This is a genomic window from Fuerstiella sp. (assembly GCA_022447225.1).
GTDB lineage: Bacteria > Planctomycetota > Planctomycetia > Planctomycetales > Planctomycetaceae > S139-18.
Genome location: JAKVAZ010000009.1, coordinates 325320 through 338323, shown reverse-complemented (window position 1 = coordinate 338323; position 13004 = coordinate 325320). Strand labels below are relative to the sequence as shown.

Here is a 13004-nt window from a genome sequence, read left to right as displayed (position 1 = left end):
TCGCCTGGAAGCATTGTTGAACAGGTGCCTGACTGCAGATACGATATAGTGCAGTTGGATTTTAGCCAACGCGCCAGTCGGACTCGTTGCATTATTTTGTCTGACGACCGAACAATATCAGCCAGGAGATTAGTCAAATTCGATCCTGTGTTCTCTCACTCGCTTTGATCTTCGCAGGAATTTTTGCAGCTCAGGCTGTCGCCTGCTCGATTCCTGTGTTTCGCTATGCGCTCGAAAACTGGCAGCCTGATCCGTATGTGGCAATTGTTCTCCATCGAGGTGAACTGACCACAGAACAGCAGCAGACAGTACAAGAACTGCGGTCGAACGATGCAGCGCAGTCAGGGGCGCCACATCTGATTGTCAGGACGATCGATCTTGATGTTGAATCTGATGCGTATGCAGCAGAGCTTGCGAAAGAGAATGTGGGCGGGAATTTGCCTGCGGTTTTGGTGCAGACACCCGCCAGGTCAGGCGAGCAGGAAACCGTGTTTGCTGCAGAATTGACATCGGCAAACGTTGCCCGGTTGACAGATTCGCCGCTGCGCAGAGACATCAGCAGCAGGTTGCTGAAAGGAGACTCTGTGGTTTGGGTCTATCTGGAGTGTGGTATCGAAGAGCAAGACAATGAAAAATTTTCCATGCTGTCCGGGGAATTGGCTCGTTTGCAGGGTGAACTTAAACTTCCGGAAATTGAGGATGAGGATCTATCTGACCTGACCGCGGATCCAGAGTCGCTCAGGATTCGGTTCTCCGCCGTTCGGTTGTCGCGAGATGACGTTCTGGAATCTGCGTTTCGTGACATGCTGCTGCACGTGGAACATGACCTGCGTGACGAACCGTATCTTGACCAGCCAATGGCGTTTCCGGTGTTCGGACGCGGGCGAGCATTGTATGCACTGGTGGGTGACGGAGTTGCTCCTGACCTCATTAGGGAGGCGTGCGAATTTCTCACAGGCGCCTGTCAGTGCACCGTGAAGGCTGAAAATCCCGGAGTGGATATTCTCATGAAAGTCGACTGGGATTCGTTCATCGAGCCAACAGAAGCCGTTGAATCCAACTTGCCGCCACTTGCCGGTTTCAGCGGGTTTGGTGACGCCGCGGATGAGAACACCACTGACATTCAGTTGTCACAGAACACTGTCACACCGGAGACGGTTAACACGAATCAGATAACTGTAGAGGATCCGCCAACGTCCGGGATGAGTGTTGAACCGCAACAGAGCCAGGCGGGCGATCTTCAGATCACGGGGGTTCAGCCTGCAGTCGCGGAAGATGGTGCGACCGTGGCGTTGGTGGATATGGATTCTTCGGCAACGAATGTGGTGATGCAGAATGTTGTCTATGTTTTGCTGTTTGCCGGAGTTGCCGTTGTTGTGGCGACGATTTTGCTGACACGTCGACAGGGTTCGTGATTTGACCTTGTCCTGGTGTAGAGGGGGTAACCGGCAGTGCTGTTGTGCTTAACAGTTGCCAGAGCCCATTACGAACGTCACTGTCCGTTGGATTCATTTTTAGCGATCGTGTTGACATGAGTGTTTGGCGACTTGTGATTCGCGAAATCAGGCACCGCCGACTCAATTTCGTGTTGGCGCTGCTCTCAGTTGTTGCTGCGGTGGCAAGTGTCGTGGGAGCACAGACGCTGCTGACTGCTGATCAAATCATTACGTCACGACTGCTGAGTCATAAAGAGGCGGACGTAGAGAAATCAGTTGCCGAAAAGCAGTCCGCCGTTCAACAGGCCGGAAAAGATCTTCAGGACTTCATTCGCCGGCAGATGCTGGGGCTGGGATTCAACGTACTGATCTTGCCGGAATCTCAGTCACTCTCTGAACTCCATCTGGACGGCAGCATGTCGGCTACGATGCCGGAGGAGTATGTCGACAGACTGGCCAGCTCAAAAATCGTGACCGTTAACCATCTGCTGCCCAGTGTTACAAAACGGATTCGCTGGGAAGAACAGGACCGGGAAGTTGTCATTGTGGGTACACGCGGAGAGGTTCCGATTCAGCATCGAGGCTTGAAGAAGCCATTGCTGGACGAAGTGGCTGCCGGAAAAATGGTTGTTGGCCATGAGATTCATCAACAGCTGAAACTGAAGGAAGGAGACACTGTGCAGCTTAGCGGAAGAGACTTTACCGTTTCAAAATTACACGCTGAGCGGGGTTCGGTTGATGACGTTACCGTGTGGATTAATCTGGCAGAAGCTCAGGAATTACTGGGCATGCAGAATCTGATCAATGCCATTCTGGCACTGGAATGTGATTGTTCGGGTGATCGGATTTCTCAGATTCGTGCCGAGATTATGTCCATTCTTCCCGGGACTCAGGTCGTTGAACGGTATTCTCAGGCACTGACCCGGGCCGAATCCCGGGCGAAGGCGAAAGCTTCCGCTGAGCAGGCATTGAAAGACGCCAAACAGTCCGGGGAAGAACAGTTGGCACTGGAACGCAGCACGCGCCGGGATCTCGAAGATCGCCATGCCGGATTCGCGGCGATTCTTGTGCCATTGATTATTCTGGCATCGATTCTGACCATTGGACTTCTTGCGATGGCCAATTCACGTCAGCGGAATCAGGAAATCGGGATTTTGCGAGCCATCGGACTGAGTACCCGACAACTTATGCTGATTTTCCTTCTGAAGTCGGCGGCAATTGGAATTCTGGGTGGAATTACCGGTGTCTTCGTCGGCTTGATGGTCGGTCGCTCGCTCGGTTCGGCAGAATCAGATGGATCCACCTGGAACGAATTATTTGCGTCCGGTGATCTTCCGTTTCTGATACTGATTGCTCCACTGTCTGCACTGGTTCTGTCCGGGCTGGCCAGCTGGATTCCCGCATTCCTTGCTGCACGGCAGGATCCGGCAGTGGTTTTGCAACAGGAGTAGCCGTTCATGATGTTGCAGTTGCAACAGGTCTGTAAGACATACGGTGGAAATCCCTCACCGGTACATGCCGTCAGTGATGTTTCAATTGACCTGGACAAAGGTGATTTTGTTGCCGTTCAGGGGCCCAGCGGATGCGGAAAGTCGACTGTACTGCTGACCGCCGGAGGGCTGCTTCAGCCCGATTCCGGAACTGTTCGGGTCGCGGGGACGAATCCATACGATCTTTCGCCGGATGCTCGAGCATCCTTCCGGGCCGGCACGATTGGCTTCGTGTTTCAGCAGTTTCATCTGATACCGTATCTGGACGTACTGGAGAATGTGCTGTCACCAGGGATTGTAGTGTCGAATTCTCCTGACGAAGTTCGCAAAAAAGCAGAACAACTGCTCGAGCATTTCGGACTTGCCCACCGTCGTGGTCACCTGCCTGGTGAACTCAGCAGCGGGGAGCGACAGCGCACGGCTCTCGCCCGAGCCCTGCTCAACAGTCCTCAGTTGCTGCTCGCCGATGAGCCGACAGGAAATCTTGACCGGGAAAGCGCAGAGGCTGTGCTGGGACATATGAAGGAATTCGCTGAAGCCGGAGGCACGGTTCTGCTGGTCACTCATGACGACCGAGCCGTTCAGTTTGCCGGTCGCGCTATTCACCTCCGCGACGGACGAATTTCGAGCCCGGTGCAGGCGGGGCAAAGCGAAGCATCCTGTTAGTAACAGGATGCAGGGGTGTTTGGGGCGGTGGCTGCAGTCCGTCCGGAAAACGTCACCGTCGTCAAATCTGACTGAAGCCGCACCGTGAATCCCGTCGTATTGCTGAAGAACGGATTCGATGTCTTGCCCGAGTGTTAAAAATCAGGGATTTTGTAACTCGATGTTCAGGAGTCGTGTCGGGGGTTTGTCTCAACCGCAGTCGTTGCTACGCTGTGAAATCAGTGGCTGATGACAACGCAGCAAAAGGCAGGTCTGAGGTACATTACAGTCAGGTCCGGATTGCTCCCCGTATTCAGTTGTCTGAGCTGTCTGCGTGGATATTCTCATCCGTCATTCGCTTTAGCATTCGGTCATGAATTCGGATGCGGAGACGGTATGTGTCGACACGACTGCGGTCTGTCTATATCGTCCTGTCGTCAACATCTTCCAAACCACTGAAAGTCATACGGCCCGCGAAATATGTCTCGCCAATTGTTCAGCATCTTTCAGTCTGAGTCCCGTCGTCGTGTTTGTGCCGGTCGGATGAACTCCATGTGGGGACTGCTGCTGGGTGCTGTGACGCTGATTTGCGTTTTAATCTTTCTGATGCGGCTCGGTCCGGAAAATCGGGACAGTGATCAGGACAGGCTTATCGTCTTCGCGGCAGCCGGGATGCGAGTGCCGATGGAAGAAATTGCCCGCCAGTACGAGTCTGAGTTCGGTGTCACTCTGGAGATACAGTACAACGGTTCAAATACTCTGTTGAATCAGCTGCAGACAGATCGATTCAACGAGGTGGATGTGTATCTCGCCGCTGATGATTTCTATACAACGAAGGCAATTGAACTCGGGCTGGCGATGGACACAGTGCCGGTGGCTTATCAGCGGCCTGTCATTGCTGTCCGGAGAGATTCCGAACAAACGATCAATTCATTCGAGGACCTGCTTCGGGACGGTGTTCGGGTGGCAGTTGCTAATCCTGATCAGGCAGCGGTTGGCAAAGCGACGCGCCGGCAGTTGAGTCCTCTGAACATTGGCGGTATTAGCTGCTGGGATCAGCTGGAACAGCACGTCAGACAGTCCGGGGTTTTTAAGCCAACCGTGAATGACATTGCGACTGACGTTAAGCTCGGAAATATTGACGCGGCGATCGTCTGGAACTCAACTGTGGCTATGCCGAAGTACCGGGAAGATCTGGTCAGTATTTCCCTTCCCGAGCTGAACGGCTCTCCTGATCTGATCAGTATCGCAGTACTCAAGTCTTCGACAGATCTGCCTTCAGCATACAGGTTTGCCCGATATGTCTCAGCACGCGACAGGGGCCTCGAAACTTTTTCAAAATATGGAACGGAAGCGGTTGACGGCGACATCTGGTCGGACGTGCCGCAGGTTAATTTTTTCTGTGGTGCTGTGAACCGACGCACAACCGAACAGATTGTGGAAGAATTTCAGAGGCAGGAAGGTGTGGTCGTTAACACGATCTATGATGGCTGTGGAATTCTCACAAGTCGTATGCAGGGAATTGAGGGACAGAGTCCTGACCTGGGATTTCCGGACGTTTATATGGCCTGTGATCTGCATTACCTGGAAAATGTTAAGAGCTGGTTTCAGGAAGCCGCGAATGTTTCCGACGTTGATCTTGTGATCGCCGTTCCCAAGGGCAGCAGGAAAGTCGGGTCACTGTCAGATCTGCTCAAACCCGAGATACGTGTGGCCGTTGGTGAACCGTCGCAGTGCACGATTGGCGCACTGACGCGCAGACTGCTGCAGACCGAAGGCGTGTATGAACGTTTTGCTGAAAAACAGCAAAACGATGACCAGGTAACAGTGATTGAAAAATCGTCATCGGCCCACCTGGTTCCTGATGTGGTGACCGGACACGTCGATGCGGCCATCGCCTATTATTCCGATGTGTTACCGAACCTGGATGCGGTCGACATTATTCGAATAGAGTCACCAGTGAAAATGGCCATTCAGCCGATCAGCATCGCTAAAACGAGTGAACACAAATTCCTGCTTCGCAGGCTGTTCAGGCGAATTGAGAACTCTCCGGACTCATTTGAGTCTGTGGGTTTCGGTTTTCGACTTGGCGAGGCAGCCACAGCGGACATAGAGAGTGTGGCACCATGAGTGACGGATCTGTTGCTGCTGCCGAGGACAAATCAGCACACACTCCCGATGCCCGCGATGTGACGCTTTCCAATACGGCGTTCATGATTTCTTTGGGGATCATCGGCGGAACCTACGTGTCATTCATCTTGGCTATGCTGTTTGCTGACACCTGGTACATGGCTGAAAAATCGGTCAAAGCGGCTGACGCTGCCCATTCATGGACAAAACTTCTGATCGAAAATCCGATTGCCGCGGCTCTGTCGGATCAGAAGATTCGTTATTCGATACGGCTGAGTCTGATTTCGTGCACGCTGTCCGCCGTTTTCTCACTGCTTGTGGCAGTGCCAATTGGCTATTTGCTGTCGCGTCATCAGTTTCGGGGAAAGCGACTGCTGGATGCGGTTCTGGATATACCAATTGTGTTGCCGCCCCTCGTCGTCGGATTGAGTCTGCTGATTTTGTTTCAGTATCGGCCATTTGCGTGGATTGCCCGGGATGTCGTGTATCAGCTGCCGGCAGTTGTCCTTGCCCAGTTTTCTGTGGCCTGTGCGTTTGCGGTGAGAACAATGAAATCGACATTTGATCATATCAATCCGCGGTCAGAACAGGTTGCAGTCACGCTGGGTTGTTCGCGGGCGCAGGCCTTTGGGGCGGTTGTCCTGCCCGAGGCTTCCCGTGGAATGATGACGGCATTCACGCTGGCGTGGGCCCGCTCCCTTGGGGAATTCGGGCCGTTATTGATTTTCGCCGGCGCAACACGCATGAAAACGGAGGTTCTGTCGACTTCGGTTTTTCTCGAACTGAACGTTGGTAATATTGAAGCGGCTGTTGCTGTTTCACTGATTATGATTCTGGCTGCCGTTACCGTTTTGGTGATCACTCGCCGATGGGGACTGCGCGACGTTACATTGTAGTGCGTTATTAGTTCTTTAGTCGCTATATTCAGGACAGCACGAGTCCTCGCGTATTCCAGTTACGCCGGTTCCGGTATTCAGGTGCTGATATGGAGCAGCAGGAGTTCCTGCAAACAGATGATTGCAATTGAAAACATGTCAATTCAATCCGGTGAGTTCCACCTCTCCAGAGTCTCAATGACCGTTCCCGCGGGGAACTATGGAGTGCTGATGGGGAGGACCGGGTCCGGTAAAACGACGATTCTCGAGTGTATTCTTGGGCTCCGCACTATCAGGACAGGTACGATCCGTCTTGCCGGTGAGGATGTCACACACCTGAACCCGGCTATGCGCGGTGTTGGTTACGTTCCGCAGGACAAAGCACTCTTCCCGAAAATGACAGTCCGTGACCATCTGGCATTTGCTCTTTTGATTCGACGGGTGTCGAATACTGCGATCGATGAACGTGTTCGTGATCTTGCCGAGTCACTTGAGATTTCACATCTGCTGGAACGGACGCCTCGCGGCCTGAGCGGTGGCGAGCAGCAGCGTGTTGCACTGGGCCGGGCGCTGTCGTTTCGGCCGCGAGTTTTATGTCTTGACGAGCCACTCAGTGCACTTGATTCAGAAACACGAAAACAAATGTGCTGTCTGCTGGAAGATATCTCAAGGAAGGAGCAGGTGACAACGCTTCATGTCACTCACAATCCTGATGAAGCGGGGCAGCTTGCAGACTGTGTGTTTCAGCTCGTCGATGGAAAAATTGTGCCGCTTGAAACCGTTCTGAAAACCCGATGATACAGATTACAGTACAATACGAGGCGCAGGCCGGACGAGCCGCGGGAACGAGTACTGAGACCGTTGAGGTCAGTGACACATGCTGCGTGGCCGACTGCATCCGCCAGGTCGCGGACGCTCATGGTGAACAGCTCAGAACAGTTCTCCTGACAGCCGCCGGAGAAGTTCAGCCTTCGCTTCTTGTGTTTCTGAATGATGTGCAGATTATCCGTCATGCTGACAGTCTGCTGAACCAGAGTGACATTCTCACATTAATGACCCCGATTTCGGGAGGGTAATTCGCTGTCCCCGTATTCGTTTGTTGGTCATACCTGGCGGGGGGGCCACACTCAGAGGGGAATCCTTCGTTGAAATCTTCCGGATTTCACAATGACAATTCTTAAAACCACTGCGTCAGACATTCATTTCGGTTCACTCGCTGTCTGTTTATTCCGGTGATTAGTCAGTCAACCTATGTCTCAGCCTGTCCGTACTCCCCTGAATGCAGAAGAGCGTGCCACCTATGAATGGCAGATGTGGGTCGATGATTTTAGAGAAACCGGTCAGGAAAGACTGAAGGCTTCTTCTGTGCTTGTATCCCGCGTGGGGGGGCTGGGCAGTGTGGTTGCTTATGAACTGGCGGCGGCGGGAATTGGTACTTTGATTCTCGCTCATGCCGGAAACGTCAAGCCGAGCGATCTCAATCGACAGCTCCTGATGACTCACTCCTCGCTGGGGACAGCCCGCGTCGATTCGGCGAAACAGCGACTGCTGGAGTTGAACCCACGTCTGAATATTATCTCTGTTAACGAAAATATAAGTTCCCAGAACGCACACAGACTGATCAAACAGGTGGATCTGGTTGTGGATTGTGCGCCCATGTTCGATGAACGTTTTGCGATGAATCAGGAGGCCGTTTGTCAGAAAAAGCCAATTATCGAGTGTGCGATGTACGACCTTGAAGCGAGTCTTACGACGGTGTTTCCAGGACAGAGCCCCTGTCTTTCATGTCTGCACCCTGAGAAACCTTTGGCGTGGCGACGTGAGTTTCCCGTGTTTGGCGCGGTTTCCGGGACAGTTGGGTGTATGGCAGCCATGGAAGCAATCAAGGTTCTCGGTGGTTTTGGTGTTCCGCTGGACGGCACCATGCTCACATTCAATCTTCGAACCATGACGTTTTCTCGTCGCACGATTCAACGTCGCAGAGATTGCGCGGTTTGTGGAGATGTTGTCCGGGGGCATCAAGACGGGTGATCAAATCCGTCTTTGTGAATCCAGCCCGGTCGTTCACGGGAAGCTGATCAGCAGGTCAGGCTGTCGGCAAGCAATTTTGGCTGATCAATCAGGCATTTCCCGCACACTCAAGGTGCTGTGTTTGTTCCGCTGCTCAGTCCGACGTTCGGTGTCCTGAACGATGGACGTTTATTTTGGAGAGGAGTCCGGGGATGATTCCATTCGGCGTTGACGACCGGTTGTTTAGGCTCATCCGCTGATGCCTCTGTGTTCACCGGAATTTAAATGCCTGGTTGTTCTGTCGTGCCTTTGTGCATTCGGGTCAGGGCATCCTTTCCGGACATTCCGACTACAACACCTAAGTCAGCAGCGGCCGAGGAAACACCGGACACACCTTTAGTAAGCATTTCATCAAAGTTGCTGACCCCTGTGACCAGGGCACAGGCTTCTCCGGTCTTGTTGAATGTTTCCAGGTTCAGGTAGCCGCATGCAAGCAGACCCTGTGATGCTTTGATGATGAGAAGCGGTTTTTCCAGTTCAATTCGGTGCTTTTCAAGCTGATCGATGTTCATGTTCTTCTTCCTGGAGTCTCCAATCGAATACTGAGCGGGTCCGCGCGGACTGCGGAACTCTCAGTCCGGGCAAGAGGAGTTTTATGTGATACCTTGATTTTCGAAACGGACAGCACGTGTGTCTGTTTCTTTTCCTGTCAACTCGGTCAGTTTTTCGTAGAGTTGTGGTCGACGGGTTCTTATCCAGCGGCGTCCGGTGGACATCTCAAGGCGTTTGGTTTCAATGTCGGCAACGACCATGTCATCGGCGGCCCGGCAGGTTTCGGTCAGGATCTCACCGTAAGGGTCAAGAATCATTGCGTTGCCGGTCCGGACCTCATTGTCGTCCACCCCGACACCATTGGCATAAACCAGGAACAAGCCGTTGTCGTGGGCTCGGGCAGGAAGCCAGCGCATCAACCATCCACGCCCCTTGTGGGAGCGAAATTCTGCTTCAATCCTTGACGGGTATTCATGGCGTTGTTCCCAGAGTCCGGGGTCGATGGTTCCCATGCAACCGGGACTTGCAGAGTTGCAGCCACCTGTCTGGTGTGGTGCAAGCAGAAGTTCAGCTCCATGAAGGGCCGTTATCCGTACATTTTCACCAATGTTGTTGTCGTAGCAGATCAGTACCCCCATTCGGCATCCCTGTGGTGTATCAAACACGGTGTACTGATTCCCGCTGGCCATATGTTCACTGATAAAGCAGTGCAACTTTCGGTGGCAGGCATGTTGACCGTTCGGCATAGCCACCACATAGGAGTTATACAGTTGTCCGTCGTCACCGCGTTCTATCAGCCCGGCTCCGATTGTCATGTTATTATCCGCCGACCAGCTGAGCAGCTTTCGGGTAGAATCGCCGTCGGGGACGGGTTCCGCAAGATCATTGATTTGTTCACGTGACAGCTTTCGCACATGCCAGTAGCCGGTAATGCACATTTCAGGAAATACAATCAGCCGGACTTCCTGCAAAGCGGCCTTGTGAACAAATTTCACGATCGTGTTTAGATTTTCAGCTTTATCTCCCGGCACGTGATTGAACTGAACGGCCGCAGCCCGAAAATCATTCATGTGAATTGAATACTCCTGTTAAATGTGGCCTGTCGTGTCCGGCGGGTGATTGGATGGACTTAACCTGGCTGTTCACATAAATGGTTCAGTGATGTGACTGCACTGTGCCCTTTATGGGCGGTTCAATATCCGGCCGGGAACTAACACGTATGATAGAGCCAAGGTTCGGCAGGATGTGTTGAGTCCGGCTCAAACTTTGTTGCCGAACCAGTCATTGCGGCAACCACCCGCAGCAATTGAGATCAAACCGTATCATTAACATCCTCAGGGCATCTGTAAAGAACCTGAGATATAATGAACACTTTGTTCAGGGCTTGGCGATTGTAGACGTATGTCTCCTTCCACCGGTTGATGTCAGTGCCCGCGAACCCGAACTGGCTTCCGTAAAAGAAATACGGGCGGTTGCAGCACACAAAGTATTTACCGACCTGTGTCGTATTCAGAATGGATGGTGGTGTGTCTTTCGGGAAGCTGTGGCGCATGGCACGGCAGGTGAAAAATTCGGGGACTTTCTTGTAAGACGCTGAGACCTGGCAGTCAGTGGCGTTGGACGGGACAGACGGTCTGGATCTGCGATGTCCTGAATTGTTGGTCATGCCGGACGGTTGGTTGCTGATAATTCCGGGTGCTGCAGTTTGTGGAAGTGACGGGACCTAACGGACGCGTTCTTCGAGTGTGGTATTTACGATCTCTGGAAGAGAACAGACTGAGCCGGAAAAGGTGCTTGCGGATGACCATCGGCCGTAGGGTGTCACCTGTCATGAAGGTTGGGCGTGGAGTGTCAGTAAACGGGGTGAAGAACGTGATCCCCGTTGCGGGAGCTCTACCTCAGTCGCGATGGTCTCGACAGAGAGTGAATCACTGATTAACGCTGTGCCGGAATTCCCGGAATTCCCGGAATTTCTGGAATGCTGAATGCGTCCGTGTGCGAGTGCGCGTCCGAGGTTGTGGGCGAGTACTTTCCTGCTAAACTGCCGCCCCCTCCGGGGGGAACTCGGGGGGCAACGTTCGGAATTGTGAAAGGCCCAATACGCCACTTGGGCAGTAAATTTACAGCGTTCGGAGGGCGTAGCTCAGTTGGTAGAGCAACGGACTTTTAATCCGTAGGTCCAGGGTTCAAGTCCCTGCGCCCTCACTGTCTTTTAAAGGGTTTCAGCCTTCTGCTGAGACCCTTTTTTGGTTGGTGTCACCTCGCGAAGGAATCAGAGCGTTTGCTGGATATTGATGCCGACGTGGAACTTCTCTGTTGTCGTCACGCTTTCATGTCGCATGAGTTCCTTGAGCACCATTGGCACGACCCATCTCCCCCAGCGGAAGTCGAATGCACGACGCAGGTCAAAATGTTTTCGCGGTGGGGACATACTTCGAAAAGGGGGCCGTCATTGTTGTCAGCACGTCAGAGAAACTGCTGCATTTCTTTCGGTCGCCGTCGCAGGTGATCAGGCCGGTCGTTGGTATTGTCAGCGTATATTGATAGGGCAATTTGTAGAGTCGACCAACAGTGCCGCCAGTTCCGACTGTTGCCGGAAATCGCCCATCGATCGTTTTCTTAAGTGTCAGCTGATTGAAATGCTTTAGGCTGATACTGACAACAGTGGACTCCATGAGTGCCTGAAGCCGAAGACTCGAAAACGACACCCGGGATTTGACGCCGGTGTTTACAGTCATCCTTCTTCAGAACAGGTACTGTGAACTGCCCGGTGTGAATTTTAGGTTGCGGCCGAAATTGACTATCATCGGATGTTTTACCGGTGACGATGCAGATTCTCTTTAGGTTACAGATCGGTGTCTGAATTGTATTAGTTGACAGCAGGATCGTTATCGCGGCCAGGTCGGGAGAACGAATGTTGTTCACAGAGACGTCCGTACATCTCCGGTCTCCGATCCGCAATTCGGTCAATGATATGTTCTCCGGGAACGCGGGTAATGCGTTTGTTGCGCGCCAGATCGGGATCAATTGAGACACGCAGAACAGATTCGTCGCGATGGTCGGCCGAGACCAATGTCTTTCCGGTCGTATCACAAATTCGACTGGAGCCGATAAATTGAAAGCCGCGTTCGGTCCCAATGCGATTTGCGGCAAGAAAATAGATTGAATTTTCCATGGCACGTGTGTTGATCGCATGTGCTGCAAGCTGTTCGGCGCCAGGTGGCCAGTTCGTCGGGAGTACGACGATATCAGCACCATCGAGTGCCAGGCTGCGCACGGCTTCCGGAAATCCGGCGTCGTAACAAATCAACATTCCGACACGGACTCCGTTGATATCAAACACTCGGAAAGGGGCATTGCCAGGCGTAGTAAATCTGTCTACTCCCAGCCAGGGCAGATGGACCTTCCGATAAAAACCGATAATCCCCTGTGGCCCCGTCAGTACGGCAGTATTGAAGATGTCGTCCTGATCACGCTCAACCATGCCAAACACCGCACTGCATTTGTTGTGGCTGCAGAGATTAACTACGGATTCGGTGAATGGACCGTTGAGAGGCTGAGCGTTTAGTATGGCCTCCTCTTTTGATCCGAAACAGTAACCCGACACAAAGCATTCCGGAAATACAATCAGCTCGCAGCCCCTTGACGCCTCGGCGACCAGATGCCGTTCCAGTGTCCGTAGGTTTGAGTCCGGGGCGCCCAGAAAAATGTCGGTCTGAACAGCGGAGATCTTCATTTTTTAGTTCCTGATGCCGCACTCGGGCGCACCGGCAGAATATGCCAGTCGGTGGTGGTGCCGGCCGTCCAATTGAAACAATCTGCAGCGATTATGCGGGTTGTGCCAAATGACAAACAGTTGAAGGCCG

The 13004-nt window shown here is 52.9% G+C and carries 13 protein-coding genes and 1 tRNA gene; 10 read left to right on the top strand and 4 right to left on the bottom strand.

Features of this window, described 5'->3' with window-relative positions; all coding sequences use genetic code 11:
• Positions 1 to 164 precede the first annotated feature (164 nt).
• From MK110_12005 to MK110_11970, 8 genes are all read left to right on the top strand, one after another.
• Positions 165 to 1415: a hypothetical protein gene (locus MK110_12005; protein MCH2212019.1), complete on the top strand. Its 1251-nt coding sequence runs from the start codon at positions 165 to 167 to the stop codon at positions 1413 to 1415.
• A gap of 116 nt (positions 1416 to 1531) precedes the next feature.
• A complete protein-coding gene (locus MK110_12000) occupies positions 1532 to 2887 on the top strand; it encodes an ABC transporter permease (protein ID MCH2212018.1) in 1356 nt (451 codons plus the stop codon).
• Between the two features lie 6 nt (positions 2888 to 2893).
• Positions 2894 to 3592, top strand: a complete 699-nt coding sequence (locus tag MK110_11995; GenBank protein MCH2212017.1) for an ABC transporter ATP-binding protein — start codon at positions 2894 to 2896, stop codon at positions 3590 to 3592.
• 459 nt (positions 3593 to 4051) lie between these two features.
• On the top strand, positions 4052 to 5701 hold the full coding sequence (gene modA / locus MK110_11990) for a molybdate ABC transporter substrate-binding protein (GenBank protein ID MCH2212016.1): 1650 nt from the start codon (positions 4052 to 4054) through the stop codon (positions 5699 to 5701).
• The gene (locus MK110_11985) at positions 5698 to 6597 is read left to right on the top strand and encodes an ABC transporter permease (protein ID MCH2212015.1); all 900 of its coding nucleotides are present in this window, start codon (positions 5698 to 5700) and stop codon (positions 6595 to 6597) included. The genes modA and MK110_11985 overlap by 4 nt, the downstream gene beginning before the upstream one ends.
• Before the next feature lie 135 nt (positions 6598 to 6732).
• Positions 6733 to 7374 (top strand): ATP-binding cassette domain-containing protein, encoded by a 642-nt coding sequence (locus MK110_11980; GenBank protein MCH2212014.1) that lies wholly within the window; start codon positions 6733 to 6735, stop codon positions 7372 to 7374.
• A complete protein-coding gene (locus MK110_11975; GenBank protein MCH2212013.1) occupies positions 7371 to 7652 on the top strand; it encodes a MoaD/ThiS family protein in 282 nt (93 codons plus the stop codon). Before MK110_11980 ends, MK110_11975 begins: the two co-directional genes overlap by 4 nt.
• A gap of 175 nt (positions 7653 to 7827) precedes the next feature.
• Entirely contained in the window at positions 7828 to 8607 is a 780-nt protein-coding gene (locus MK110_11970; GenBank protein MCH2212012.1) for a HesA/MoeB/ThiF family protein, read from the top strand.
• A gap of 260 nt (positions 8608 to 8867) precedes the next feature.
• Here MK110_11970 and MK110_11965 read toward each other — a convergent pair whose 3' ends face one another.
• Both MK110_11965 and MK110_11960 read right to left on the bottom strand, forming a co-directional pair.
• Entirely contained in the window at positions 8868 to 9158 is a 291-nt protein-coding gene (locus MK110_11965) for a YunC family protein (protein ID MCH2212011.1), read from the bottom strand.
• A gap of 81 nt (positions 9159 to 9239) precedes the next feature.
• The gene (locus MK110_11960; protein MCH2212010.1) at positions 9240 to 10208 is read right to left on the bottom strand and encodes a nitrilase family protein; all 969 of its coding nucleotides are present in this window, start codon (positions 10206 to 10208) and stop codon (positions 9240 to 9242) included.
• Between the two features lie 236 nt (positions 10209 to 10444).
• On the opposite strand from MK110_11960, the gene MK110_11955 reads away from it, so the two are divergent.
• Together MK110_11955 and MK110_11950 are read left to right on the top strand one after the other, a co-directional pair.
• The gene (locus MK110_11955) at positions 10445 to 10735 is read left to right on the top strand and encodes a hypothetical protein (protein MCH2212009.1); all 291 of its coding nucleotides are present in this window, start codon (positions 10445 to 10447) and stop codon (positions 10733 to 10735) included.
• A 535-nt stretch (positions 10736 to 11270) separates the two neighbouring features.
• Positions 11271 to 11343 (top strand) — tRNA-Lys (locus tag MK110_11950).
• Between the two features lie 200 nt (positions 11344 to 11543).
• On the opposite strand, the gene MK110_11945 is transcribed toward MK110_11950, so the two are convergent.
• Together MK110_11945 and MK110_11940 are read right to left on the bottom strand one after the other, a co-directional pair.
• On the bottom strand, positions 11544 to 11876 hold the full coding sequence (locus MK110_11945; GenBank protein MCH2212008.1) for a hypothetical protein: 333 nt from the start codon (positions 11874 to 11876) through the stop codon (positions 11544 to 11546).
• A gap of 131 nt (positions 11877 to 12007) precedes the next feature.
• The gene (locus tag MK110_11940) at positions 12008 to 12874 is read right to left on the bottom strand and encodes a carbon-nitrogen hydrolase family protein (protein MCH2212007.1); all 867 of its coding nucleotides are present in this window, start codon (positions 12872 to 12874) and stop codon (positions 12008 to 12010) included.
• Between the last annotated feature and the right edge of the window lie 130 nt (positions 12875 to 13004).